This is a genomic window from Nakamurella flava (genome assembly GCF_005298075.1).
In the GTDB taxonomy this organism is placed as follows: domain Bacteria; phylum Actinomycetota; class Actinomycetes; order Mycobacteriales; family Nakamurellaceae; genus Nakamurella; species Nakamurella flava.
Map to the genome: position 1 here is coordinate 250,985 of NZ_SZZH01000004.1, position 25,720 is coordinate 276,704.

Sequence of the window (25,720 nt, forward strand, 5' to 3'; positions counted from 1 at the left end):
CTCGGCACGATGCCGTCCAATCTGCGCTAGAAGTGCTGGATCAGGGTGCGCCGGAATCACGGCAGCGGACTCGCTGCTCGTCTCGCTGCGGTCAGGCCAGTCCGATGGACGACTCGAGCAACTGCTGCAAGGCGACGACGGCCGCGCCCCGAGCCCATTCCAGGAAACCGAACTCGGCGACCTCGATGGGCACGCGGGGGGCCGCCCAGTGTTCGACCTCGCGGGCCCGCTGCTCGACGACGTCCATGACCAGGGGGACCATCGGGACCCCCTCGCCGGAGATGATGACCTTGCTGGGCCCGGCGATCGATGCCACGAGCCCGACGACTGTACCCAGGGCGTAACCAGCGTCCCGCAGGATGCGCCCGGCCACCGGGTCGCCGTCCGCGGCGAGGCCGATCAGACCCTGGTAGGTCAGGTCCGGGTGGCCCAGGGCGGTGGCCCCCTGGGCCACCATGAGCGAGGAGGCGAGGTAGGAGCGGACGCAACCGCGGTGGCCGCGCTCGCACAGCGGACCGGAATCGGTGACCGGTAGATGACCGACCTGGCCGGCGGCGCCACTGCGCCCGTCGACCAGACGGTCTCCGATGACCACTCCGCAGCCCACTCCGGCACCGATGGTGACCAGCGCGAAATCGGTGGCCCCGGCGGCGGCGCCGAACCAGTGTTCGGCGGCGGTGAGGGCGCGGACATCGTTCTCGATGACCACTGGGAGACCGATCTTCTCGCTCACCAAGCGCGGTAGCGGCACGTTCTGCCAGCCGAGAAAGGGTGAGTGGGTGACGATCTCGGAATGCGGGTCGACCGGCCCGGCCAGGCTGATACCGACGGTGGCGACCGATGGGTCGACGGCGACCTCGGCCAGGACCGCGTCGGCAATGCACTGCACCGCGTCCGCGACCGCGTGGGACGGCAGGGGAACGGTGCGGTGGGCCAGCACGGTGCTGCGCATGTCCGTGCGCACCAGGTCCATCTCGCCGGCCAACAGCTTGATGCCGATCAGGTGGACGGCATCGACGTTGACGTCCATCGCCTGGGACGGCCGGCCCATGCGCTGGGGGACGGCGGCCTCGGCGTCGACCACCATGCCGCCGTCCTCCAGCGAACGGCCGATACGGGTGAGACTGGCGGCGGACAGTCGCAACTGTCGGGCCAGGTCGGCCCGGGAAGCCGGGCCGTGCACGAGGAGCCGGACGAGGGTGTCGCGGGAGGCGCTGGACAGAGGGGGAACCGCTCCTGCCCGTTCCACCATGCGCTGCACTCTAGCGGCGACCGCCAGGTCACTCGTCACGTTTGCCTCGTTCTCCCGCGGGGCCCGTCACGGCCGGTCGGCGCCGGCGGGACCGGGACGGGTGCGCCCACCCGTCCCGGCCGCGCCGGGTCGTTCGGTGCTACTTGAACAGCGCGTTGACCTGGTCGTTGACGTCCTTGAAGGAGGACGCGTCCGCCTGGCCGCCCATGTAGGCCTGCAGCGCCGGCGCCATCAGCGCGGTGACGTCGGCCGCGTGATCGGTGATCGGGGTCAGGAAGGTCGTGCCGTCCTTGACCTGCACGGTGAAGCCGGACATGTCGATGCCCTTGGCCTTGAATGCGTCCTCGGCCTTGGTGGTCGACTCGGGGATGGCCGGAAAGACGACGGCCTGCGCAGCGACGAGGTCCTGGCATTCCTGCGAACCGGTGAACTCGACCCACTTCACCGCGGTCGGCTGGTTCTTGGACGCGGCGTTGACCGAGTCGGCCAGACCGTTGAACATGGAGGCACGCTTGCCGCTCGGTCCGACCGGGGTCGGGGCGATCTTGAGGTTGACGCCCTTGCTGAGGTAGCTGCTGGTGTTCCAGCTGCCCTCGAAGACGGTGGCGAAAGTCCCCGCCGCCAGCTGGGTGCCGGTGTCCACGCCCACCGTCTTGTCGATGGTGGGCGAATAACCCTTGTCGCTCAACGACTTGTAGAAGGCCATCGTCTCAGCGAACTTGTCGTCGCCGTAGTTGAACTGGGTACCCCACGGATTGACATTGGTGTAGTCCCACCCGTTGCTTCCGGTGAAAGGACTCCACTGGGTCTGTCCGACACCATCGGTCAGGTTCTCCTGGCCGAAGCCGTAGGTCTTGACGTTCGCCTTGTCGAATCCGGGCTCGTCACCGCGCACGCCGTTGTTGTCGATGGTCATGTGGGCGATGAACTTCTCGAACGTTCCACCGTCGGTGGCATTCCAGGTCAGGTTCTGCACGTCGGCGTCGGTGTACCCGGCCGCCTTGAGCATGTCCTCGTTGTAGAACATCGCAATGGTGTCGAAATCCTTGGGCAGGCCGTAGATCCCACCGTCCTGCGCGGTCCAGAGGCTCAACAGACCCTTCTGGTAGATGTCCTTGTCGGCACCGTCGGCCTTGAGGGCATCGGTCAGGTTCAGGATGTACTGCTTGTTGACGAATTCCGGGTACTTGGACAGGTGATCGGTGAACACATCTGGTCCGGTGCCCGAGGTGAAGCCATTGTTGACCTTGGCCCAGTAGTCGTCCCAGCCGTACTGGGTGATGTTGACCTTGGCGCCCGGGTACTTCTTGGCGAACGCGTCGGCACACTCCTGATAGGCCGGCAGCTGCAGGGAGTCCCACAGCCAGTACTCGATGGTGCCGTTGACATCGCCACCGGCGGCGGCGGTCTGGGCGCCGCCGACGGAAGCGACGGTGGAGCCGGCAGTGTCGCTGCTGCCGCCGCCACAGGCGGTCAGGGCCAAGGCCACGGCGGCCCCGCCGGCGACGATGGCCGCGAACGACCTCCGAGATCTCTTCATCGAGAACTTTCCTTTCTGACGGCCTGGCGGCCGGTGATGGCCCGTGGGGCCGTGGGGTACCGGGAAGACCCGGTGGGGAGGTGAGGATGCGCGCCGACGACGCGCGGCCTCGCAGGAGGAAGGCAGCGGTGGAAAGGAACCCGATCGCGGGGCCGGAACTCCCGCGACCGGGATCCCGGCTTACTTGATGCCGGAGAACTGGATCGAGTTGACGACCCGCCGGCCGAAGGCGACGAAGAGCAGGATGATCGGTAGCGCGGCCAGCAGCGTCATCGCCATCAGTCCGGCCCAGTCCGGCGAACCACCCGGCGTCTGGGACCGGAAGATGCCCAGTGCCAGGGTCAACGGCTGCGCGGACGCGTCCCGGGCGACCAGCAGCGGCCACAGGTACTCGTTCCAGGACGCGATGAAGGTCAGGATGGCCAGGGTGGTGATCGGCGCCGAGCTCATCGGGACGATGAGCTTGAAGAAGATCCGGACGTTGCTGGCCCCGTCGATCTTGGCCGCCTCCTCCACCTCCCGGCTCAGACCCAGGAAGAACTGGCGGAGGAAAAAGACCGCGAACGGCGTCATGAACAGGAACGGCAGGATGATGCCGGGCAGCGTGTTGATCAACCCGAGATTCTTGATCAGCAGGAAGTTGGGCAGGCTGGTGAAGATGGGCGGCACCATCAGCGCGGCCAGGAACAGGCCGAACACGAGATCACGGCCGGGCCAGACGAGCCGGGAGAACGCATAGGCGGCCATGGCCGAGAACAGCGTCTGGCCGACCGTGATGACCAGCGAGATGATGACGGAGTTGCGCAGGGCCAGCCAGAAGTCGATCGATGCGCCGGATCCGCCCTGGGCCCGGGCATCCTCGATCGAGGACAGTCCGAGCACGCGCTGGAAGGCTCCCCAGGTGAAGTTGACCGGGAGCAGGCTCCCCGGGTTGGCGGCCAGGGTCGAGCCGTTGGAGAACGCGGTCCGCACCATCCAGTAGAACGGGAACAACGTGACCAGCATGATCAGCCCGGTCACGACCCAGGCGAGCAGGCGGCCGAGCGAGAACGACTTCTTCTCGGGGGCGACCGGTCCGGCGGCGTCGGTGTCGAGCGGTCGATCCAGCAGATCGGGATCGCGGACCGTGTCGGTGGTGGGGGGAATGGTCATCGGTGTGCTCCTACGCCAGGTCCGACTCGCGGCCCCGCAGGACCTTGAACTGGACCAGGGCGACGACGATGAGGATCACGAACAGCAGCACGGAAATGGCTGCGCCGTAACCGAAGTGGCTGCGGTTGAACGCCTGGTCGACGATGTAGTACTGGATCACGTTGGAGGCGTTGGCCGGTCCGCCGCGGGTGGTGACCGCGACGGTGTCGAAGACCTGGAAAGATCCGACGACCGACGTGATGAGCACCAGGACCAGCACCGGACGCAGCAGCGGCAGAGTGATGGTGAAGAACTGCTTGAGCTCCCCGGCGCCGTCCAGCGATGCCGCTTCGTACACACTGGACGGGATTGTCTGCAAGCCGGCGAAGATCAGCAGCGCCGTGTACCCCATGTAGCGCCAGACGTTGATCAGCGCGATGGTGGGGATGACGAGACTGCCGTTGCCGAACCAGGACTGACCGTCCAGACCCACCTTCTCGATCAGGTCGTTGACGATGCCCAGGTTGGGATCGAGCATCCAGAACCAGACCAGCGCGACGATGACGTTGGCGATGAAGTACGGCAGCAACAGGATGCCCCGGGCCAGCGTGGACTTGGCGACCCGCTGCATGAGGACGGCGATGAGGATGGCCAGGATCGTCTGGACGACGATGTTGATGACCACGTACTCGAGCGTCGCTAGCAGCGACTTTCCCAGGACGGGGTCGCTGAGCATCTGCTTGTAGTTGGCCAGGCCGACCCAGCCTGGCGTCCGGTTACTGCCGTCGAAATTGGTGAAGCTCAGGTAGATGCCCCGGATGGTCGGCCAGACGAAGAACACACAGAAGCCGAGCAGGGCGGGGGCGATGAACAACAGCGCGATCTTGAGGTCGCCGAGTGAGCGGCGGGGCTTGACCGGCGCGGTCTTGGTCTGAGTGGTCGGTGCGGCGGTCGCGCTCATGGCGTCCTCCCGCCTTCGATGCGTGCGTGTGGATTCACGACAGTCACTCCTTTGTGGCCGGTGAGGCAGGGCGGCCGCCGTGGTCGACGGTCTCGTCGCCGACGGCGCGGGCACGAACGATGTGGGTGAAATCCGGGAACATGGCCGGCATCTGGAGCCCCACCTCGTGCAGCACGTGGCCGGTGAGGGTGACACCGGTGTCCCACCAGGCCGGCAGCTGGGTGCCGCCGGGCAGATGGTCGGCGGGCGCGACCGGGGTGACCGTGTAGCGGGTGTCCGGATCCAGCCCGGGCAGCGCGATCCGTCCGGGCGGGAAGGTGTCCGGTCGGGCCACACAGGTGATGCCGAAGACCGCTTCGGACCGATCGGTGGCGACGACACCGTTGACCCAGAAGGCCGGGTCCGGATGGTCGCCGACCACGACATCGCCGGTGTGCAGCAGCGGGCGCAGGTCCTTGTGCAGGTCGACCCACCGGCGGACCTCGGCGCGCTTGCCCGGGGACGTGGCGGTGAGGTCCCACTCGATGCCCATGTGACCCCAGATCGCGGTGGCCGCCCGGAAGGCCAGGTGGTGCCGTCGACGGGTGGTGTGCGCTTCCGCATCGCCGAGATGGGTGCCGACGAGCTCCGGCGGCAACAGCAGCTGGGTGTACCGCTGGATCTGTTGGCGCTCCAGGGCGTCGATGCAGTCGCTGGCCCAGACCCGGTCGGTGCGGTCGAGGATGCCCAGGTCGATGCGGCCGCCGCCGCCGGCGCAGGACTCGATCTCCAGACCCGCGTGGCGCTCCCGCAGTTCGTCCATCAGCCGGTAGACGGCTCGGGTGTGCTCGTGCACCCCGGGCGCTCCCTCGGGGCCGTGGCCGGCCTCGACGACCATCCGGTTGTGGTCCCACTTGAGGTAGCGGATGTCGTATTCGTCCAGCAGGGCATGCAGGCGGCCGGCGATGGTCGCGTAGGCCTCGGGGTGACCGAGGTCCAGGACGTACTGCTGGCGGGACGGCAGCCCGGCGCGGCCCCCGGCGCGGAAGATCCACTCCGGGTGTTCGCGAGCGAGATCGGAATCCAGGTTGATCATCTCGGGTTCAACCCACAGACCGAACTGCATTCCGAGCTCGTCGACCTTGTCGATGAGCGGTTTGAGGCCGTTCGGCCAGACCGCCGGATCGACGATCCAGTCACCGAGACCGGCGGTGTCGTTGCGACGGTGCAGGAACCAGCCGTCGTCCAACACGAAGCGCTCGACGCCGGCCTCCGCCGCTCGCTCGGCCAGCGCGATGAGCCGGTCGAGGTCGTGGTCGAAGTAGACCGCCTCCCAGGTGTTGGCCAGCACCGGACGGGGGGCGACCGGGTGCTGCGGGCGGGAGCGCAGATAACGGTGGAAGCGTTGGGCGACCTCGTTGAGTCCGGTGCCGGCGACCGCATGGATCACCGGCGAGGTGTACGACTCCCCGGTGGCCAGACGGATCTCGCCGGGCAGCAGCAGCTCGCCGGCGCCCAGCACGCGGTGACCGTTGTAGAGGCGCTCGGCGTAGGCCACCTGATTCCCGGACCAGCCGACGTGCAGGCCCCAGATCTGACCGGTTTCCCAGCCGAATCCCTGGGTCCCCGCGGCGAGCAGGAACGACGAGTCCAGGCCCGGACGGCCCTGTCTCGACTCGCGGGAATGGATACCGACCCCGAAGGGTGCCCGCTGCGGCACCCGCTCGCGGGCATGCCGGCCGGTGAGGTCGAACAGTTCGTTCGCCCGGGTCGGTACCGGGAGGGTCATGACGAGACCGTCGACCTGGTACTCCTGCGCGCCCCGGTTGGTCAGGGTCGAGCGCAGCTGGACCAGACCGGAGTGGGTGAGCGCGATCTCGATGCTCAGCTCGAGTGCGGCGACCTCGTCCACCGCGTCGAACCGTCGGCCGACGGCAGTCACCTCGTCACCCGCGACGGGGTGGCTGCCGGCGAGGGTGAAGGACGGCGAGAAGTCCCTTCCAGCCCGGCTTCCGGTGATGCCCGGGCGACCGATCCAGGCCTCGGCCGGTGTCGGGAGGACGCTGACCCGCTCGGGGACGTCGAACCGGGTGTTGCCGAACGGCCCGTGCGAGGACCGTAGGAGTTCGCCGAGGTCGGACGCGGTCAGGTCACCGAGTGCGGCACCCCAGTAGACCACCGAGGGGAGCCGATCCTCCGACGTCTCCAGTACGAGACTGACGCCGCCGGCGGTCAGGTGCACCACGTCAGGGCGGGCCTGATCCGACATCGACTCTCCAGTGAGCTCGGTCTTACTTCCAGGTGGTTACTAACTTGATGAAATCATACGGGCGAAGAGTGGGTCAACGGTCTGGGGTACGGGAATATGGAGCGACTTCGCGTGCCCCCTGGCGTCCGGCCTCGATCCGCCGACCGCATCGTCATGATGGCTGCTCAGGGACCTGGCGATCGCGATCCACGAGGGCGAAGCCGATGGTGGGCCTCCGCCGCAGCCACCGCAACTCAGTCAGTCTGCCGGCGACCCGGTTGTGATCATCGGTCTGACGTCCAGATTTTGTTTGTTCATGGAATCAACTGGACTCAAAGGGTCACAACCGGACAAAAGACACCCGTTCGCAGCCCCACAGGCCGCCGATCCCGGACCCGGACGGCCGCTCGAGCCGCCGACGCCCCACCGACGTATCTTTCTCCTTGGAAGTTGCCGGCCCCCGCTGGTGAACCGGGAACAGGGCACTGCACGTCCACGGTCGTCCTCGACGGAAGGTCGGGTGCCGCAATGTCGCGCAGAGCCGGTGTCGCCGCCGTCGCCGTCATCCTCGTCTTCCTCATCGCCGGGCCCACCCGGCGCCAGGAGGTGTCCGGGCTCGCTGCACCGGCCGCGGTGGACCACGCCCTGGCGGCCGGCCTGTGCGTGACGGAAACCGATCGGGCCCGCCCGGTGCAGTGCACCGATCCACACACCGAGCAGATCATCCGGACCTGGAACACCGGCGGCGAACCGTTCGCCCCCAGCCTGCTCGGAGACCTCAAGCGTGGATGCTGGCAGCGTGGCCAGACAGTGCTCCAGCCGCTGGGACTCGACCGGCGCGACCCGTTCTCCGCCCCGGTACCCGGGGCGGCGTGGGCCGCGCCGCCAGTCGTCTTCGACACCGACATCGTCGCCATCGGCTCGGAGGCCGGGCCGGACGTGTCCGCCTGCGTGATCACCCCCCGGTCCGCCGTCACCCCGGACGTCAGCGGCCCGCTCACGCGGGTCGGAACATTCACCGGCACGTTGGGCGATCTGATCCCCATGGCGTCGCGGCCGATGAACCTCCGCGCCTGCTACGCCGTGGCCGATCGACTCCCCGACACCGTCAGCTGCAGGTCCTGGCATCGCGGAGAGGTCCTGGCCATCCGCAGCGCCGACGACGGCACGCCGACCCAGGACGACGACACCGTGTGCCGGTCCACCGCCGCCGAGCTGATGGGCACGCGGGATCCCAGCCGCGGCGGCCGGCTCACGGTGAGGGTCGACGCACGACCCGCCGCCGGGCAGATCACCGTGCTGGCCGAGGGGCAGGAAGATCTGTTCCTGTTCCGCTGTGTGGTGGAGAGCAGCGACGACAGGTTCCTCACCGACAGCGTCGTCGGTCTGGGCGACAACGCGCCTCCGCTGAATTGAGCGGTGTACCTATCGAAAGGAACACGCATGAGGACCGACGAATCGCCACAGCGGCCGCGCCGATGAGCACACTCGCCATCGTCGGCGCCGGCGCCGGACTGGGCCTGGCCGTCGCCCGTCGTTTCGCCCGGGAGGGCTTCGCGGTCGCCATCATCGCCCGTCGTCCGGAGTCGGTCGAGGACCTGGTTGCCCGACTCCACGGCGACGGTCACCGTGCGGCGGGCTTCGTCGCCGATGCGCGCCACCCCGACGCGGTGACCACGGCGCTCGACCGCGCCGCCGCCGAACTCGGACCGGTGCAGGTGCTGCAGTACAGCCCGGCACCGGCCCGCGAGTTCATGAAGCCTGTGCTGGAGACGACCGTCGACGACCTGGTCGGCCCGGTGCAACAGTCGGTCTACGGACCGGTGGCCGCCGCCCGGCAGGTTCTCCCGGCCATGCGGGCCGCCGGCCGGGGCACACTGCTGTTCGTCAACGGGGCCAGCGCCGTCCGACCCCGCGACGCGGTCACCGGGACCTCGGTCGCCTTCGCGGCCGAGAGCGCCTACGCCCGACTCCTGCACGAGGTGCTCGCCCCGCACGGCATCCACGTCGCGCAGCTGATCATCCCGTTCGGCATCGGCGACGGACCGCCCGGCCACGCACCGGAGGCGCTGGCCGATGTGCTGTGGTCCCTGCACACCGAACGGGACGCGTTCCGCACGTTCGCCGAACCGCTGGACGCCTGCGGGTTCGCCCCGACCGCGGCCGGAGTGCTCGACCGGCGAGACACGCCGTCCGCGTGATCGAGATCAGCCGTCCGTACGGCGGAACCAGGGCAGGGTCGAGAGGGTCACCGGGACCTCTGCCCACGCCGCTCCTTCGTGAACGGTCCCGTCGGGGGCCGACCAGCGGCCCGCCGGGAACCAGACCCGCCGGCTGGTCGCACCCTTCTCCAGCACCGGGGCCACGAGGATGCCGCCCCCCAGGGTGAACTGGTCGGTCACCTGCTCGGCGACGGTGTCCCCGGCGAAGTCGTAGGCCAGTGCCCGCAGGATCGGTTCACCGGTGCGCGCGGCATCGTCCACCCAGTCGAGCATCTCGGGCAGCAGGTCCTGCCGCAGCCGCACGACATCGAGAACGGCGTCCAAAGCTGCGGTGTCGAGCACGCGATCCGGGGACAGCGAGAACTGCATCATCGGGAACAGCGCCGCCACCTGGGCGTAGCGGACGAACAGTTCCTGGTCCAGGTCGGACCGTTCGGTCAATCCCAGCGCTCCCCCGCCGACCATGTCGGCGCAGTTGAAGGAGTAACCGAGCAGGCCCTGGGCGATGCCCTCGGGGATCAGCGACAGCAGCCCCGACTCGTCCCAGGTCCCCGGCTTGTCGTGCAGACGTTGGGCCAGCGGCTGACCGCCGCGTTTCCACCCCGACCGGTACTCGTTGAACGGGTAGGACAGGCCGATCTCACCCCAGGCCCGGCTGTGCTCGGCGATATCCGTGGTGTGCAGGCCGATGTCGCCGTCCAGGTAGTCGCGCGAGTCGCCCCCGTCGAACTTGAACCCGTCGACGCCGAAAGTGTCGACCAGGACGTCCAGTTCGGTCCGCAGCCACCGCAGCGCCGCCGGGTTGGACGAGTCCAGGATGGCGCTGTACCCGTTCCACCACCGGCGGATCGCCGTCCCGCCGTCGGCGTCCCGCAGCAGCAGACCGTCCGCCTCCAGGCGGCGGAAGTTCGGGCTGTCCGGGCTGATGTACGGCACCAGCCACAGCACCACCTGACAGCCCCAGTCGTGCAGCTGGTCCACCATCCCCCGCGGATCGGCGAAGGCGGTCGGGTCGAACCGCCAATCGCCGTAGTCGATCGACCAGCGGTCGTCGATCATCACGACCCCGGGCGGGAAGCCGGCGTCCAGCAGGCCACGGACGTAGTCGAGCACCCCTTGCTGCGTCGGGGTGTACGGCAGCTCCATCCAGGTGTTGTACTGCGGGCCGGTGAACATCTCGGCGGCCGGCGCCCGACCGCTGGGTGGGAAGTAGGCGGCCGAGGCCGCCCGGAAGGCATCGGCCAGCGTGGAACCCGCCGCCACCAGGATCGGCTCTCCGCCGATGACGGTCAGCTGCCCGGCGTCGATGGCGAACGCGAATGCACTCTCCGACCACACAGATCGACCGCGGCTCGAGATCAGCAACGGCGCAGCCTGATTCGACCCGTCGGCGGGGTCGTCGGGGAAGCCGACATTCACCCGCAGGTCCCGCTCGTGGGCACGGTCGCCGAACGGCATGGCCTTCCCGTCGGCAACCGCACCGCCCCACCAGCGCTCGCCCGGCAACAGCTCGACGCGCATGGTCGCCCCGTTCACCGGGGGCCCACCGCGGTCAGATGGGCCAGCAGAACGGTCTGCGGCCGACGACGCGGGATCCATAGGCCGGTAGCGGCGAGCGTCCGGCCGGTCACCGGCACCCCGCCGGTCGGCCCGAGCGGATCGACGCCCGGAGTGTCGGTGAGCCGTCGCCCATCGACCGGTCCCTCCCAGCAGACCTGGTACGTCTCGTCGTCCACCAGCCCCGGGATGCGGACGCGGACCCCGCGGTTGCTGACCGACTCGTCCATCTGGACGTGGGCGATCAATGCCTCGCGCCCGTCCTCGGCGACCACGCCGTGCAGCAGCACGGCCGGGTCCTCGCTGTCGATCCGGGTGACCCGCCCGCCGTGCAGCAGCGGCTGGAACCGGCGGTACCGCTCGATCCAGCCGGTCAGCTCGTCCAGGGCGTCGTCGTCGGCCTCCGACAGGTCCCACTCGATACCGAACGCACCGAACAGGGCGGTGGCCGCCCGGAACGCCAAGGGCAGGGTGCGTGCCGTCTGATGTGAGGTCGGGGCGGAGATGTGGGCGCCCAGATACTCCGGTGCGGCGACCTGGGTCGTCCACCGCTGGATCTGCTGTCGGGCCAGGGCGTCGGTCATGTCGGAGGTCCACACCCGCTGCACCCGGGACAACACCCCCAGATCGATGCGGCCGCCGCCAGAGGCGCAGGACTCCCAGGCCACCCGCGGGTGGGCCGCCCGAAGACGGTCCAGCAGGGCGTAGTAGCCGAGGGTGTGGGCGTGGACGGCGGGCGCCCCACCGCGGGTCCCGGACCCCGCCTCCAGCAGGTCGCGGTTGTGGTCCCACTTGACGTAGCTGATGTCGTTCGCCGACAGCACCGCATCCATCTGGGCGAACAGATGGTCGACCACCTCAGGACGACTCAGATCCAGGACGACCTGGTTGCGGTGGGGCAACGGCAGCCGACCGGGTACCGAGAGGATCCACTCGGGGTGGGACCGGAAGAGGTCGGAGTCCGGGTTGACCATCTCGGGCTCGAACCACAGACCGAACTCCATGCCGAGCGAGGTCACGTACTCGATGAGCGGGGTCAGACCGTCGGGCCAGGTCGACGGATCGACCCACCAGTCCCCCAACCCGGCGAGGTCGTCCTTACGCAGGTGGAACCAGCCGTCGTCCAGCACGAAGCGCTGCACACCGACTCGGGCCGCCCGGTCGGCGATGTCCTTCAACCGAGCCAGGTCGTGGTCGAAGTAGACGGCCTCCCAGACGTTCAGGGTCACCGGCGGGACCCCGGGATGGGTGGGCAGCGATCGCTGCCACCCGTGCAGAGCCGCCGCCAGACCATCCAGGCCGCGAGCCGTTGCCGTGACGAAAACCCATGGGGTCGAATAGGACTCGCCCGCCAAAAGCTCCATCTCGCCGGTCAGCAGATGCTCCCCGCCGCCGATCGTCGTCGCGGACGCCCCGTTGCGCTCCTGCCGCAGCAGGTGATTGCCGCTCCAGGCGACATGCACGCCGAGCAGCGCGCCACCGGCGAACCCGAACCCGGCCGGACCGGTGATGAGCAGGCCGGCGGCGTCCAGGCCCGGCCGACCCTGCCGGCCTTCGCGGACCCAGAGGCCGTCGGTGATCGCCCGCCGCTGGGGCGTGCGTTCGCGCTCGTGACGACCGGTGAAGTCCAGGCTCTCGACGTGGTCGTCCGGGCACGGAACGACCACGTCCAATCCCTCGACCAGGTAGCGATCCGCTCCGTCGTTGATCACGGTGTGCCGTAGGCGCAGCGATCCGCCGGGCAGGGACTCGACCTCCGTGACCAACCGCAGCTCGGCGTCCGGGTCGGCCGCGCGGACCACGAGCCGGGTGTCCGTCACCTCGACGTCGCTGGTCAGGAACCTGGTGGACCAGGCCCGCCCGGATCCGCCGCCCGTCGCCATGCGGTGGCCGCGCAACGCCGGTCGAGTGGTCACCTTGTCCCAATGTTCAGGCAGCAAGGAAGTCGCCCACGACCCGGCCGCGGCCACGACACCGCCCGGATCGCCTCCGACGCGGCCGGCGGTGTCGACTGCCACCACCCGAGGAAGCTGGTCCTCAGCCAGATCCATGACCAGGACAGTGGTTTCGGCATCCTGTGGGCTCGAAGGGAATTGCAGCGCGCCACTGGTCGGTACAGCGGGCACAGCGGAAGTGGCGGTCGGCCTGACAGAGAGGGTCACCGTTGTCCTCTATCGATCACGGGGCGGGGGAACTTAGTAACCGTAGTGAATTTAGTAGGGGTTGACCAGTGGCGTCCTCAGTCCGGACTTCCCGCCTGCTGTGCTGGCATGCCGATCAACGTTCAGTTACAGTTACTCACTGTCGGTGACTTCGGGGGGAGGCCGTCCATGAATGCGCGCCAACCGATGGTGACCGCCGAGGCGGCCGGTGTGCGTCTCCGCCGTACCTGGGTGCTGACCGACCTGCACCTGAGTGTCGCGGCCGGTCAGCGACTGCACCTGGCGGGGCCCAACGGGGCCGGCAAGACCACCGTGCTGCGTTGCCTGGCCGGCGCCCTACGGCTGCGACAGGGCCGGATGACCGTCGCCGGGCACCCCACCGGGACGCCGGCGGCGCGCGCCGCCCTCGGGCTCTGCCTGAACCCGGAGAACGGACTGCACCCCCGCCTCACCGCGAGCGAGAACGTCGTCCTCGGCGCCCGGCTGCGACTGGCCGACCGACCCGCGGCCACCGTCGCGGCGGCCCACGTCGTGGACGAGATGGGCATGACGGCCTACGCCGCCCAGGAGATCCGGCACTGCTCGGCCGGGCAACGGGCCCGGGTCAGCATCGCCCGCGCCCTGGTCTCCGACCCACCCGTCCTGCTCTTCGACGAACCGACCCGCAGCCTGGACGCCGACGGACGCGACCGGTTCTGGGCCGCCCTGGACGCCCGCCCGCAGGCCACCGTGGTCCTGGTGTCCCACGACCCGCAGGACGCCGAACGCTGCGCCGCCACCGTGAGCCTGCCGGCCCGTTCCGGCCCGGGTCCGCGTTGACCGCCCTGCAGACGACGGGACCGGTCACCGCCGCGACCGTCCCGGCCGCAGCCGCCTTCCGGGCCCTGGTGCGCGCCGGCCATCCCCGCCGCCGGCTGCACCGGTCCCCGCTCGTCCTCGACGCCGTCTTCGGCCTCATCAATCTGGGCAGCTTCGCGATCCTCACCCACTGGCTGGTCGCCGCCGGCCCGGATCGGGCCGCCACCTTCGGCTTCGTCGCCGTCGGGATCGCCGCACTGATGCAGATCCAGGTCGCCGCCGGGCAGACCGTCGCCCGGACCCAGGAGTCGCTGCGCTCGGGCGTCCTGGAGTGGACCCTGTGCGGGCCGACCCGCCCGCCGGTGCTGGCCCTGGCCAGCGCGGCCGGGCCGACCCTGCAGGGCCTGATCCGCTGCGTGCTCTACCTGGCGCTGGCCATCGCCCTGCTGGGCGTCCCCGTCGGACACGCCAGCTGGTGGGGCGTGACGGTGGTGCTCGTGACCGGCACGCTCGTCACCTGGGGGGTCTGCATCCTCTGCGCCGCCGCCGCCGTCGCCCTGTCCGCCGGCGCCACCGTCGCGCGGATCCTGCTCGCCGGCCTCGGCCTGGTCTCCGGCGTCTTCGCGCCGCTGTCCCAACTGCCTACGCCGCTGGCCGCAGTCGGTGAGGTGCTACCGACCCACACCGTGATCGCCGCACTGCGGGCCGCACTGTCCGGCGCGCCCTGGGCCGGGCTCTGGGTGCTGCTCGCCCCGACCGCCGTCATCCTGCTCGTTCTCGCGACCGCCCTGCACCAGGGGGCCGTCACCATCGCCCGTCACCGAGGAGGACTCCACCGTGCCTGAATCTCCGTCGACCGTCACCGGGCCACGCCTGCGGATCGACACCGCCCGCTGCACCTGGCGATCCCTGGGCGAGCACGTGGTGGTCCTCGACCTGGCCGGCTCGGCCTACTTCGAGCTCAACCACACCGCCGCCCTGCTCTGGCCGGCTCTGGTCGACGGAACCGACGAAGCCGCGCTCGTCGGTTCCCTCGGCCAGGCGGGTCCGGCCGATGCCGCCGCTGACGTCCGCACCTTCCTCGACGAGCTGCGGGCGGCCGGGCTGCTGGTCGAAGAACGGCCCGGCGGATGAGCACCACCCCGAGCGGCGGGGACGGTGACGCGTTCGTCTACGGCCTGCGCTTCCCCGGGCTCGCCGGCGTCCCCGGCCTGCCCGTCGCCACGTCCGATGATCCCGCCGGACCGGCCGTCACCGTCCGTCAGGTCGACCGGGTCGCGCCCGCCCCGATACCCATCGGTCCCCGCCCGGTCCGGTCGGTGCGCACGCTCACCGACGGCCGGGTGCTGATGATGGAGCCGACAGTGGGATCCGGCCGGGTCGACGGGGTGGCCACCCTGCTCGGCCCCGCGTTGGAGCCGGCCGATCTGGCCCACCCGTACCTCACCCCGATCGCATCGCCGTTCACCCGATGGAACGGCCGGGAGGCCTTCCACAGCGGGGTGTTCGGCCTGCACGGCCGGGCCTGGGTGGTCCGCGGGGGCCGGACCGCGGGTAAGAGCAGCCTGATGGCCGCTCTGGCCGGCCGGGGACTCACCGTGCTCGCCGACGACATGGCGATGACCGAGGGCGATCTGGTCCACACCGGGCCCCGGAGCATCGACCTGCGGCAGCCCGTCCCCGGCGTCGACCTTCCGCACCGCACCGCCCGCGGCGCTACCCGCCGCCGGTTGCTGCTCCCCGAGGCGCCCCGGTCGCTCCCCCTGGGCGGGTGGCTGTTCCTGCACTGGACCGAAGACCTGGGCGCCGAGGTCGAACTCCGCCCCGTCACCCCCACGGCACTGCTGTCCCGGCTGGCCCGGACCCGCGCCTACGCCGACTGGGACTCCGACCCCTCACAGCTGCTCTCCCTGGCCCTGCGCCCGGCGTTCGACCTCCTGCGTCCGCGGCGCTGGGACGCGGTCCCCGACGTGATCGCCGCGCTCGAGCACTCCCTCCGTCCACCGAGGGCGCTTCCGCACCAGCGGACCACGACACCGGCCCCGGGCCCGGGCGCACCACTCACCGGGCGTCGTTCGTGACCGCGCCCACCACCCCGGCCCGGCCCGGCCGGTCTGCGGCCCTTCGCTGCCTGGCCCTGGATCAGCTCACCGCCCACACCGTCGGCCTGCTGCTGGCGAACCACATCGACTGTCTCCTGCTCAAAGGACCGGGGCTGGCCGTCCGGCTCTACCCGGAGGACCCGGCGGCCCGCGTCTACACCGATGTCGACGTCCTGGTGCGCCCCGGTGACTTCGACGCCGCCTGCCGGGTGCTCGTCGCTGCCGGCTACCGCTGGCGGCTGCAGGGCGTCGGCGAAGGCGAATTCCCCTGGTACGAAGCCCCGCTCGCCGCACCCCCCGGGCTGATGGGCGCGATCGACCTGCACCGCGGATTCGCCGGGGTGGCGCACCCCGGGAAACTGTTCGACCTGCTCGGTGGCGAACGGGAACCGATGATGGTCGGCGGAACGCGCGTCGACGTCCCGGGACCGGTCGGCAGCACGCTGCTCGTGCTGCTGCACGCCGCATCCCCCGGCAAGGCCCGGCACCCGAAGGTCGATCTCGAGCGCGCCGACGCCCTCGTCGATGCCGACACCTGGCTCGCCGCCGTCCGGTGGGGCCGCACGCTGGGCGCCGATGACGCGCTCGCCGCGGCGATCGACCTGCTCTCGCCCGCCCGCCGCGACGAACTCCGCGGCCCGCTGGGTCGGACGGGGTCAGCGGTGCCCGCACATCTGTGGCTGGCCGGCCGGCAGCAGTCCCGGATCAGCGTCAACCTGGCCAAGGTGCTGCATGAACAGCACGGCCCGCGGGACATCGCCCGGCAGGTCGCCCGCCGGGTGTTCCCGTCACCGGCGTTCTTGGCGCTCGGGGATCCGCGGGCGACCCAGGGACCACGCGGACTGGCCCTGGCCTACGGCTCGCGGCTGCGCCGTGCGGTCAGCGGTGCCCCGGGTGCGGTCCGGGACCTCCGGCGGGCCCGTCGGTCCGGGGCGGCCATCACCGGTGGCGCAAGACGGCGCCGGTCGGGTCTGGTGGACCCCCGTCGCTGGGCGGCCGCCGGTTGGGCGCTCTGGTCCGCGGCCGTCCTGCACCGCCGGCTGCGCCGGACCCCGATCGACCAGGTCCGGGTGCCGACCCCACCGCGGCCGCCCCGGTCCCAGGATCGGGGGGCCATCACCCGCGCCCTGCGCCTCGGGCGGGTGTCCTGCCTGCCCACGGCCCTGGTCTGGCAGGAGTGGCACGGCCGACTCGGTCGTCCCCGTGACGTCGTGGTCGGGGTCCGCCACGACGACGGCGGCGCCGTCCGGGCCCACGCGTGGCTGGACGGGCAGGACGCCCGCGGTGACTTCACCGCCCTGCACCGTCATCCGTGGGCCGGCTCGGAGGAACGGTGACCGACGGGGCCGGCCGGCCACCGCCCGCTCCCCTCACCGCATTGGAGATCGCCTACGGGTCAGCGTTGGAGACCGCGGACGCTCCGACGCGGGCCTGGTCGCGAGCCGGGCGGCCACCGTCCACCTCCGCTGCCGAGATGGCGCGGCGGGCGCACGCGGCCTACCAGGCCCTGGCGGATGCGGTCCGCCCCGCGCTGGCCGGCGGCCGCTGCCTGGTCAGCTTCTCCGGCGGGATGGACTCCTCGTTCGTCCTCGCCGTGGCGGCCGCGGTCGCCCGTACCGACGGACTGCCCCCACCGGTCCCGATCATCCTGCGGTTCACCGACGCCCCACGGGCCGACGAGACGGCCCGGCAGGTCGCGGTCCTCGGCGCACTCCGCGACCACGGACCGCTCGGCGAACCGCTGGTGCTGACCATCGGCGACGAACTCGACTTCTGCGGCCCCGTGGCCCTGCGCATGCTCGACCTGGTCGGACCGCAGGTGCCGGCCAACATGTACACCCACCTGCCGCTGCTCGAGGCGGCCGCGGGCGGCACGCTGCTCACCGGATTCGGCGGCGACCAGCTGATCGGTGGTCACGGCCGTCGGTTCCGGCCCCGCACCCGCGCGCTGGCGGCGCTCCCACTCGGGATGGAGTCGGCACTGCGGCCACCGGCCGATCTGCCCTGGTTGCAGCCGGCGGCCCGACGAAGGTGCCAGGAACTGCTGACCGCCCGGCGGCGGTGGCGGCTGCTGCCGGCCCGGCAGCGGCTGATCCGCGAGGCCGGGAGTCGCTTCACCCAGGTCGCGCTCGCCGGCATCGAGCGGATGGCCGACCGCTGCGACGCCCGGGTCGGGCACCCGCTGTTCGACCCGGTGTTCCTCACGCAGCTGGGTGACCTGCTCGACGTCCTCCCACCCATCCGGCGAACCCCGCTGTTCCACCTGTTGGCCGGGGGCCGGCTGCCCGCGGTGGTGACCGAGCAGCACCCGAAGGCCGTGCTGTCCGAGGCGTTCCAGCGGTCGGCCACGCGGGAGGCCACCGCCCACTTCGACCCCGATCAGCTGCCGACCGACGTCCGGGACCTGCTCGACGTCGACCGGCTGCTGTCGGTCTGGCGCGACCGGGGACCGGTCCGGAGCAACGCGCTGCTGCTGCACGTCGCCCTGGCGCGCCAGGGTCAGCCGATCTCGCCGCTGTCCCCGCTGTCCCCGCTGCTGCCCCCGGCCGGACCCGGGGCCGGCTGATCGATACCGGCGCTGCCGACCGGCGGCGACGGGGCAGCGGTGGTGGCCGGGGCCGGCGCCGCCGTGGTGGCGGGGTCGGCCGTGGTGGCCGGGGCCGGGGCGGCGGAGGCGGCCGGCGCGGGGGCGGCCGCCGTGGTCACCGGGGCGGACGACAACGCCGCCGTACTGGTGGGGGCGGCCGGCGCGGACGACGCCGGGGTGGATGAACCGGCGACGCTGCTCGTCGCGGACGCTGACCCGGAAAGGCTGCCCGAGGGCGCTCCCCCGGACGATGTCGGCGCGGCGGACGTCAGGGAACCGCTCGTCACGGGCGGTGTCGTGGCCGTCTCACCATTGCAGGCCGACGTGAACGCGACCGCGGCCAGGGCCGCGGACACGACGGCCGCCCGCGCCGCTCGACCGGCGGGCAACCCACGGCGCCGCACACCTTTGTCCCTCATGTGCATCAGAACCCCCCGATTCCATTTCGACGCCACCGGCCTTCCCCGTTCACCACCCGGCGGCCCGGTGTCATCCATTTCGACATTCCGGCATTCTGCAGCGGTGATCCGCCGGCTCGACACCCGTGGCCGCCCACCCCGGCGGACACGCAGTGTCATCGTGCCACGCCGACAGCCGGAGTCGTCTTCCCATGTCACGATGCCCTGATCCGGTGATTGGCGCCGAGCGTCGTGATCACACTCTGATGGGTAGAGCCATTTGGCGCACCGGTCACCGACCGCCCCTTCCAGCGCTTCCGCGTGCAGCGGCGGTGTCACCGGCGACCCGTTCCTGCCGAATTTTCTCACCGAACGTCATCGCCCAGGAATCGTCATTGATTCTGCGGTCATCAGTGGCCGGCCGCGCGTGTTTTACAGTTCGGTCGTTCATTCTCGCCAGGCCGCGGACATCGCGGGCCCGCCGTCACCAAGGAGCGCCGCAATGCCCGTGGACCACGCGCAGTCCGTCCCCGCCGGACGCCCGTACACCCGCCCGACCCTGACCGCGCTGGGCACGTTGGCCGACCTCACTCGGGGGGCCAACGAGAACTTCACCACCGACACCATTGGCAGCGGCACGGACTCGTCCGGCGACGACGGCAGCGTCGTCTTCAACTGACCTGTCCCTGACGCCAGACCGGCGGACGAAGCCCGAATACCAAGATCCCCGGACGCATCTGCGTCCGGGGATCTTCGGCGTTCAGCAGGCCCGGCGGCCCGCCGCTCAGACGTGCAGCTTCGCGTCCTCGGCGTGCCCCTCGGCGGCCAGCCGCTTGTTGCGGCGGACGCTGGTGAGGAAGGCGGCGCCGATGAAGAAGACGCCGAGCAGACCGGTGATGAACTCGCTGACGTGGAAGCCGATCGACACCATGAGGATCACGGCCAGCGCACCGATGGCCCAGTGGGCGCCGTGCTCGAGGTAGACGTACTCGGCGAGGGTGCCCTTGCGGACGAGGAAGACGGTCAGCGACCGGACGAACATGGCGCCGATCAGACCGAGGCCCAGGGCGATGATGATCGGGTCCGAGGTGATCGCGAACGCGCCGATGACGCCGTCGAACGAGAACGAGGCATCGAGCACCTCGAGGTAGAGGAACAGGAAGAAGCCGGCCTTACCGGTCGCCCGGACGAGCGTGGAGTTGCGGGACGCCTTCGCCTGCTCGGTCTGCCCGGCGGACGGGTCGGCCACCGCGGTGGTGTCCTGGGGGGCGTCGGCGTCCTGGTGGGCGCCGACCGTCTCCGGGTTCTCGAAGAGCTTGCCGAGTCCGTTCACGGCCAGGTAGACGATCAGACCCAGCAGCCCGGACAGCAGCACGACCTCGGGCTCCTCGGCCAGGAACTCGGCCGCGAGCACCAGGATGACCGCCGCGACCAGGATGGCCATCGAATCGAGCTTGCCCGCCTTGGCCAGCGGCTTCTCCAGGAAGCTCAGCCAGGTGTGCTCCTTCTCCTCGAACAGCCAGTTGAGGAACAGCATCAGCAGGAACATGCCGCCGAACGCGGCGATGATCGGGTGCGCGTCGGTCAGCAGCGTCTCGTACGACGGGCTGCCGTCCGGGAAGTACGCCGCCCCGTCGGCCGGCGGGTTCATGGCCAGGCGGAACGCTTCGACCGGCGGCAGGCCGGCCGCGGCCCACACGATGACGAGCGGCAGCAGCAACCGCATGCCGAACACGGCGATGACGATGCCGATGGTCAGGAAGATCTTCTGCCAGAAGTCGCTCATGCGTTCCAGCACGGTCGCGTTGATGACCGCGTTGTCGAACGAGAGCGACACCTCGAGGATCCCGAGGATCACGCACAGGATCAGGGCCTGCCAGCCGCCGTAGAAGAACGCCACCACGAGCGAGATCGCGGTGACGATGTACGACCACATGAAGATCTTGAGATGCACGGCCATCCTTCGACGGAGGGGATACAGCGGCGGGCCGGCTCCGTCTTCAGGACCGGAACGCCTCTCATCAGTCTCTCAGGCGAAATCGGCCGTTTCACACCATCCGGCGATGCCCGGGCCGGCAGCGGCCAGCCCGGGCGCAGCCTCAGACGTTGACGCCGAAGTCCCGCGCGATGCCGGCGAGGCCGGCGGCGTAGCCCTGGCCGATGGCCCGGAACTTCCACTCCGTGCCGCTGCGGTACAGCTCGCCGAAGACCATCGCGGTCTCGGTGGAGGCGTCTTCGGACAGGTCGTAGCGGGCCAGCTCGTTGTTGTCCTCGGTGTTGACGACCCGGATGAACGCGTTGCGGACCTGGCCGAACGACTGGCCCCGGGCGTCACCCTCGTAGATCGAGACCGGGAAGACGATGGAGCTCACCGAGGTCGGGACGGTCGAGAGGTCGACGGCGATGACCTCGTCGTCGCCCTCACCTTCGCCGGTCAGGTTGTCGCCCTTGTGCTCGATCGCACCCTCCGGGGACTTGGTGTTGTTGAAGAACACGAAGTATTCGTCGGAGACGATCTTGTGGTCCTCGCCCAGTCCCAGTGCGCTGGCGTCGAGATCGAAATCGGTGCCGGTCGTCGACCGGACGTCCCACCCCAGACCGACGGCCACCGCCTTCAGTCCCGGTGCTGCCTTGGTCAGCGAGACGTTGCCACCTTTGGTCAAGCTCACACCCATGCTGTTCTTCCCCTTCTGAACCTCTGTTGTTCGACACCCGCACGGCTGATGTTCACCGACCGGACGCGGTGGACCGGCGGCGCCGACCCCGGTGGCCGGTACGCTTCCCCGGTCATCCTCCGCCCACCGGCTGTTCCCCGGCGGCCGGGGTCGACCCGGAAAGAACCCTGATCCGGCCGGTGTGCGACGGCGTCGACGCCCGGGCCGGATCCTGCAGGGTGAACCGCCCCCGCGCCATCGGAGTTCCCCACGGGTCCGGATCAGACCGACCCGGGGCCCCACCCCAGCAGCCCGCCGGGCCGGTGACGACACCGCCGACCGGCGGCACCGACCGGCCGAAGGAGGCTTCGTGAGGCATTTCGAGCATCTGTCGGACGAGGTCCGACACCAGCTGTTCCTGCACCCACCCGGCGCGTTCGACCAATACAGCGAACGCGAACTGCTGGCCACCGCCCTCGGCGCCACTCTCTACATCCCGGCCACCAAGGCGGCCCTCGCCCCGACAGTGCGCCGGCAGGCGGCCGCCGGCGTGCGATCGATGGTGCTGGACCTGGAGGACGCCATCCCGGACGGTTCCACCGAGTCGGCCCTGTCGTCGACGGTGGAGACCGTGCGCGACCTGGCCGCCGACCCGCCGCCGGCGCTGGTCTTCGTCCGGGTGCGGGCGCCCGAGCAGGTCGGCTGGCTGGCCGACCAGCTCGGCGCCGATCTCGCCGCCGTCAGCGGTTTCGTGCTGCCCAAGTTCTCGGCGCTCCGCGGGGTCGAGTACCTGGACGCCGTGGGACAGGCCGCCGCCCACTGCCCGTCCCCGCTGTACGCGATGCCGGTGCTGGAGACCCGCGAGGTGCTCTACCGGGAGACGCGGGAAGCCGAGCTGCTCGGCATCCGCGGGCTGCTCGAAGCCCACCGGGACCGCATCCTGTCGGTCCGCATCGGGGCCACCGATCTGTGCGGGCTGTTCGGTATCCGCCGTGACCGGGACCTGTCGATCTACGACGTCGGGGTGGCGTCCGAGCTGATCAGCCACGTCGTCAACCTGTTCGGACGGGCCGACGGGACCGGGTTCGCCATCACTGGACCGGTCTGGGAGTACTTCGCCGATCATGAACGGCTGCTGCGCCCGCAGCTCCGGTACAGCCCGTTCGAGGAACGGTCGGCGGCGGGTCTGCGCACCGAGCTGCTGCGGGGTGCGGTCGACGGGCTCATCCGGGAGGCCATCCTGGATCGCGCCAACGGCCTCACCGGCAAGTCGGTCATCCACCCCCGGCACGTCGCCCCCATCACCGCCTTCGCGGTGGTCTCGCACGAGGAGTTCAGCGATGCCCAGGACGTGCTGCGGCCGGAGTCGGCGGGCGGCGGGGTCACGAAGTCCGGGTACGGCGACAAGATGAACGAGGCCAAACCGCACCGCAACTGGGCCCACCGCACGTTGTTGCGGGCCGAGGTCTTCGGGGTGGCCGCCGAGGGCGTGTCCTTCGTCGACCTGCTGACCGCCCACGTGCAGGCCCGGCCCGCCGCGGCGGACGCCCGATGACCGGTCAGGCCACCGTTCCCGCGCGGCCCGCCGATTACGTGACGGCGACCTTCGGGGTGACCAGCCGGCACCGGCACTCTCCGGTCGGTCTGGCCTTCGACGACCTCGTGCAGTTGGCGCTGCGCCGCAATCCGCGCCGCGCGCAGCTGCTCGTGTCCACGGTGCTGGGCAAGCACCTGCCCGCCGATCCGCTGCTGATCGCAGGACTGGGGCGGCTGCTGGGGGCGCTGGTCCGTCTGCGTCTGGACGCCGGACCGGACGGCCCCGCCGCTAGCCCGCCGCCGTTCTGGTCGGTGGCGACGCGCGCCGCGGTCGACGGTCGCCCGGGGGCCGCAGAGTCGCTGTGTGCCCTGCTGCTCGCCCAGGCCCCGCCGGCGGGCGACCCGCCGGACCCCGCTGGACTGCTCACCCTGGGGTTCGCCGAGACGGCGACCTCGCTCGGGCACCTGGTGGCCGACCAGCTCGGCTCGCCGTACCTGCACTCCACCCGGCGGACCGTCGGCGACGTGCCGGTGGCCGCCGAATTCAGCGAGCCGCACTCACACGCCACCGGGCATCTGCTGCGCCCGGCCGATCCGGACCTGCTGGTCGGGTCGGGTCCGCTGGTGCTGGTGGACGACGAGTTGTCGACCGGTCGCACCGCCCTGAACGTCATCGAGGCGCTGCACGCCCGGCACCCCCGCCCCTGGTATCTGCTGGCCGGACTGGTCGACGTCCGCACCCCCGAATCCGACGGGATGCGCACCGCCACGGCGGCCCGGTTGGGCTGCCGGATCGATGTCGTCGCCCTCTGCTCGGGGTCGGTCGAGGTGCCGGACGGCACGGTGGAACGCGTCGCCCGGACCCTGCCGGCGACCTCGCCGGCGAGCGCACCGGCCAGCGGTCCGGGGTCCGTCCACGCCCTGACCGCGACCTGGCCCGCCGGGGTGCCGACCGGCGGTCGACACGGTTTCGGTCCGTCCGACGTGCTGGCCTTCGACGCGGCCGTCCGGCGGGTGGCCACCGACGTGCGGTCCGCCCTGGAGGAGCTCGCGCCGGTGGCCGGCCGGGACGGGTCGCGGGTGCTGGTCGTCGGCACCGAGGAGCTGATGTACCTGCCGCTGCGGGTCGCGATGGACCTCGCCGGACTCGGCCTGCCGGTCCGCTACCAGTCGACCACCCGGTCGCCGGTGCACGTCCTGGACGACCCGGGGTATCCGATCCGTCGCCGCGTCGACCACCGGCGCCCGGCCGACGACGGCACCGGCGGCGACGTCGACCGGCTCGTCTACAACGTCGACTTCGACGGCGGGGAGGCCGACGTGCTGGTGGTCGTCGACGACGGGCAGGAATCCTCCGGGCCCGACGGGGTGGCCGCCGCGCTGGCCCGGGCCACCGGGCGGCCGGTCCTGGCCGTCACCGTCCCGGCCGGGGAGCAGCGATGACCGCCCTTCCCCCGCCGCTGCGCGGGCCGGGATTCGGCAGCTACCCCACCGACGAGGTCGCCTGGCTGCTGACCGATCTGTCGGCGGTCCGGCTGGAGGCCGACCTGGCCGCCCGGGAAGCGGCGATCCAGGCCGGCACCGCGCACTACGCCGAGTCCCTGCCGATCGAGTACCAACCCGACGCCGCCTACCAGGAGCTGTTCGCCGCCATCCTGGCGCAGACCGCCGACCGGCTGGCCCTGGCCGTCGCGACGGTCACCGAACTCGTCCTGGCCGAACGCGCCGCCGCGACCCCGGACGGCTCGGTGGTCCTGGCCTCGCTCGCCCGGGCGGGCACCCCGATCGGCGTGCTCATGCGCCGATGGGCGCGGTTCCGGCACGACCGCACGCTGCCGCACTATGCGGTCTCCATCGTCCGGGCGCGCGGGATCGACACCGTCGCGCTCGACTACCTGGCCGCCCACCACGACCCGGCGTCCGTCGTCTTCGTCGACGGCTGGACCGGCAAGGGGGCCATCGCCCGCGAGCTGACCGCCGCGCTGGACGAGGTCGCCAGGGCGGGCGGCCCACGGTTCAGCGACGACCTGGCCGTGCTGGCCGATCCGGGACACTGCGTCCGCACGTTCGGCACCCGCGACGATTTCCTCATCGCGTCGGCCTGCCTGAACTCGACGGTGTCCGGCCTGGTGTCGCGCACGGTGCTGAACCGCGCGTTGATCGGTCCGAACGACTTCCACGGGGCGAAGTTCTACGCCGAACTGGCCGACGCCGACGTCTCCGACCGGTTCGTCGACACTGTCAGCAGCCGGTTCGCCGCGGTGGCCGACCGGGTGCCCGCGGAGGTCGAGAGCGTCGGCGCCCTGGACCGCACGCCGACGTTCAGCGGCTGGGCCGCCGTGGAAAGGATCCGCGCCGAGTACGGCATCGAGTCCGTCAACTTCGTCAAACCCGGAGTCGGCGAGGCCACCCGGGTGCTGCTGCGTCGGATCCCGTGGAAGGTGCTGGTCCGGGAGGCCGACCACCCCGACCACGCCCACCTGCGGATGCTCGCGGAGCAGCGCGGGGTGCCCGTCGAGGTGGTGCCGGACCTCGCCTACAGCTGTGTCGGGTTGGTGAAGCCGTTGACCGGCGTGCAGGGCGAGGGGTGAGC

General features: G+C 70.9%; 22 protein-coding genes. 12 read left to right on the forward strand and 10 right to left on the reverse strand.

Annotated features, from left to right (window positions below; genetic code table 11):
* Positions 1-91: 91 nt before the first annotated feature.
* The 5 genes from FDO65_RS16990 to FDO65_RS17010 all read right to left on the reverse strand — a co-directional run bounded on the left by FDO65_RS16990 (position 92) and on the right by FDO65_RS17010 (position 7,132).
* Positions 92-1,291 carry an ROK family transcriptional regulator gene (locus FDO65_RS16990; protein WP_137450912.1) on the reverse strand — a complete coding sequence of 400 codons (1,200 nt, stop codon included), beginning with the start codon at positions 1,289-1,291 and terminating at the stop codon, positions 92-94.
* Positions 1,292-1,391: 100 nt separating this feature from the next.
* Positions 1,392-2,792 carry an ABC transporter substrate-binding protein gene (locus FDO65_RS16995; RefSeq protein ID WP_137450913.1) on the reverse strand — a complete coding sequence of 467 codons (1,401 nt, stop codon included), beginning with the start codon at positions 2,790-2,792 and terminating at the stop codon, positions 1,392-1,394.
* 180 nt (positions 2,793-2,972) lie between these two features.
* Positions 2,973-3,944, reverse strand: coding sequence for a carbohydrate ABC transporter permease (locus FDO65_RS17000; protein ID WP_137450914.1), 972 nt, complete (start codon positions 3,942-3,944; stop codon positions 2,973-2,975).
* A gap of 10 nt (positions 3,945-3,954) precedes the next feature.
* The gene (locus FDO65_RS17005; protein WP_137450915.1) at positions 3,955-4,884 is read right to left on the reverse strand and encodes a carbohydrate ABC transporter permease; all 930 of its coding nucleotides are present in this window, start codon (positions 4,882-4,884) and stop codon (positions 3,955-3,957) included.
* A gap of 43 nt (positions 4,885-4,927) precedes the next feature.
* The gene (locus FDO65_RS17010) at positions 4,928-7,132 is read right to left on the reverse strand and encodes an alpha-galactosidase (protein WP_137450916.1); all 2,205 of its coding nucleotides are present in this window, start codon (positions 7,130-7,132) and stop codon (positions 4,928-4,930) included.
* A gap of 507 nt (positions 7,133-7,639) precedes the next feature.
* Between FDO65_RS17010 and FDO65_RS17015 the strand changes: the two genes are divergently transcribed.
* Positions 7,640-8,527: a hypothetical protein gene (locus FDO65_RS17015; protein WP_137450917.1), complete on the forward strand. Its 888-nt coding sequence runs from the start codon at positions 7,640-7,642 to the stop codon at positions 8,525-8,527.
* A 62-nt stretch (positions 8,528-8,589) separates the two neighbouring features.
* The gene (locus tag FDO65_RS17020) at positions 8,590-9,312 is read left to right on the forward strand and encodes an SDR family NAD(P)-dependent oxidoreductase (RefSeq protein WP_137450918.1); all 723 of its coding nucleotides are present in this window, start codon (positions 8,590-8,592) and stop codon (positions 9,310-9,312) included.
* 6 nt (positions 9,313-9,318) lie between these two features.
* On the opposite strand, the gene FDO65_RS17025 is transcribed toward FDO65_RS17020, so the two are convergent.
* Together FDO65_RS17025 and FDO65_RS17030 are read right to left on the reverse strand one after the other, a co-directional pair.
* Positions 9,319-10,869: a glycoside hydrolase family 31 protein gene (locus FDO65_RS17025; RefSeq protein WP_240757681.1), complete on the reverse strand. Its 1,551-nt coding sequence runs from the start codon at positions 10,867-10,869 to the stop codon at positions 9,319-9,321.
* Positions 10,866-12,941, reverse strand: coding sequence for an alpha-galactosidase (locus tag FDO65_RS17030; RefSeq protein ID WP_137450919.1), 2,076 nt, complete (start codon positions 12,939-12,941; stop codon positions 10,866-10,868). The genes FDO65_RS17025 and FDO65_RS17030 overlap by 4 nt, the downstream gene beginning before the upstream one ends.
* 279 nt (positions 12,942-13,220) lie before the next feature.
* Between FDO65_RS17030 and FDO65_RS22270 the strand changes: the two genes are divergently transcribed.
* From FDO65_RS22270 to FDO65_RS17055, 6 genes are read left to right on the forward strand one after another with little or no spacing between them, the layout of a single operon-like run.
* Complete coding sequence (locus FDO65_RS22270) at positions 13,221-13,871, forward strand: ABC transporter ATP-binding protein (protein WP_166442257.1); 651 nt, start codon at positions 13,221-13,223, stop codon at positions 13,869-13,871.
* Positions 13,868-14,695, forward strand: coding sequence for an ABC transporter permease (locus FDO65_RS22275; protein WP_166442258.1), 828 nt, complete (start codon positions 13,868-13,870; stop codon positions 14,693-14,695). Before FDO65_RS22270 ends, FDO65_RS22275 begins: the two co-directional genes overlap by 4 nt.
* Positions 14,688-14,984 (forward strand): PqqD family protein, encoded by a 297-nt coding sequence (locus tag FDO65_RS17045; protein ID WP_137450922.1) that lies wholly within the window; start codon positions 14,688-14,690, stop codon positions 14,982-14,984. Before FDO65_RS22275 ends, FDO65_RS17045 begins: the two co-directional genes overlap by 8 nt.
* On the forward strand, positions 14,981-15,931 hold the full coding sequence (locus FDO65_RS22280) for a hypothetical protein (protein WP_166442259.1): 951 nt from the start codon (positions 14,981-14,983) through the stop codon (positions 15,929-15,931). The genes FDO65_RS17045 and FDO65_RS22280 overlap by 4 nt, the downstream gene beginning before the upstream one ends.
* Positions 15,928-17,289, forward strand: coding sequence for a nucleotidyltransferase family protein (locus tag FDO65_RS17050; RefSeq protein WP_166442260.1), 1,362 nt, complete (start codon positions 15,928-15,930; stop codon positions 17,287-17,289). The genes FDO65_RS22280 and FDO65_RS17050 overlap by 4 nt, the downstream gene beginning before the upstream one ends.
* Positions 17,286-18,518, forward strand: coding sequence for an asparagine synthase-related protein (locus FDO65_RS17055; RefSeq protein WP_137450924.1), 1,233 nt, complete (start codon positions 17,286-17,288; stop codon positions 18,516-18,518). Before FDO65_RS17050 ends, FDO65_RS17055 begins: the two co-directional genes overlap by 4 nt.
* Here FDO65_RS17055 and FDO65_RS22285 read toward each other — a convergent pair.
* On the reverse strand, positions 18,452-18,958 hold the full coding sequence (locus tag FDO65_RS22285; protein ID WP_166442261.1) for a hypothetical protein: 507 nt from the start codon (positions 18,956-18,958) through the stop codon (positions 18,452-18,454). The genes FDO65_RS17055 and FDO65_RS22285 overlap by 67 nt on opposite strands.
* A gap of 481 nt (positions 18,959-19,439) precedes the next feature.
* On the opposite strand from FDO65_RS22285, the gene FDO65_RS17065 reads away from it, so the two are divergent.
* Complete coding sequence (locus tag FDO65_RS17065; RefSeq protein ID WP_137450926.1) at positions 19,440-19,616, forward strand: lasso RiPP family leader peptide-containing protein; 177 nt, start codon at positions 19,440-19,442, stop codon at positions 19,614-19,616.
* A 105-nt stretch (positions 19,617-19,721) separates the two neighbouring features.
* Here FDO65_RS17065 and FDO65_RS17070 read toward each other — a convergent pair whose 3' ends face one another.
* Together FDO65_RS17070 and FDO65_RS17075 are read right to left on the reverse strand one after the other, a co-directional pair.
* On the reverse strand, positions 19,722-20,891 hold the full coding sequence (locus tag FDO65_RS17070) for a DUF475 domain-containing protein (protein ID WP_137450974.1): 1,170 nt from the start codon (positions 20,889-20,891) through the stop codon (positions 19,722-19,724).
* Between the two features lie 145 nt (positions 20,892-21,036).
* Entirely contained in the window at positions 21,037-21,612 is a 576-nt protein-coding gene (locus tag FDO65_RS17075; RefSeq protein WP_137450927.1) for a TerD family protein, read from the reverse strand.
* A 349-nt stretch (positions 21,613-21,961) separates the two neighbouring features.
* Between FDO65_RS17075 and FDO65_RS17080 the strand changes: the two genes are divergently transcribed.
* Genes FDO65_RS17080 through FDO65_RS17090 form a run of 3 tightly spaced genes read left to right on the forward strand, consistent with a single transcriptional unit; the run spans position 21,962 to position 25,718 of the window.
* Complete coding sequence (locus FDO65_RS17080; protein WP_137450928.1) at positions 21,962-23,146, forward strand: HpcH/HpaI aldolase/citrate lyase family protein; 1,185 nt, start codon at positions 21,962-21,964, stop codon at positions 23,144-23,146.
* The gene (locus tag FDO65_RS17085; protein WP_137450929.1) at positions 23,143-24,570 is read left to right on the forward strand and encodes a phosphoribosyltransferase family protein; all 1,428 of its coding nucleotides are present in this window, start codon (positions 23,143-23,145) and stop codon (positions 24,568-24,570) included. Before FDO65_RS17080 ends, FDO65_RS17085 begins: the two co-directional genes overlap by 4 nt.
* The gene (locus tag FDO65_RS17090; protein ID WP_137450930.1) at positions 24,567-25,718 is read left to right on the forward strand and encodes a cysteine protease StiP family protein; all 1,152 of its coding nucleotides are present in this window, start codon (positions 24,567-24,569) and stop codon (positions 25,716-25,718) included. Before FDO65_RS17085 ends, FDO65_RS17090 begins: the two co-directional genes overlap by 4 nt.
* The last annotated feature ends 2 nt before the right edge of the window (positions 25,719-25,720 follow it).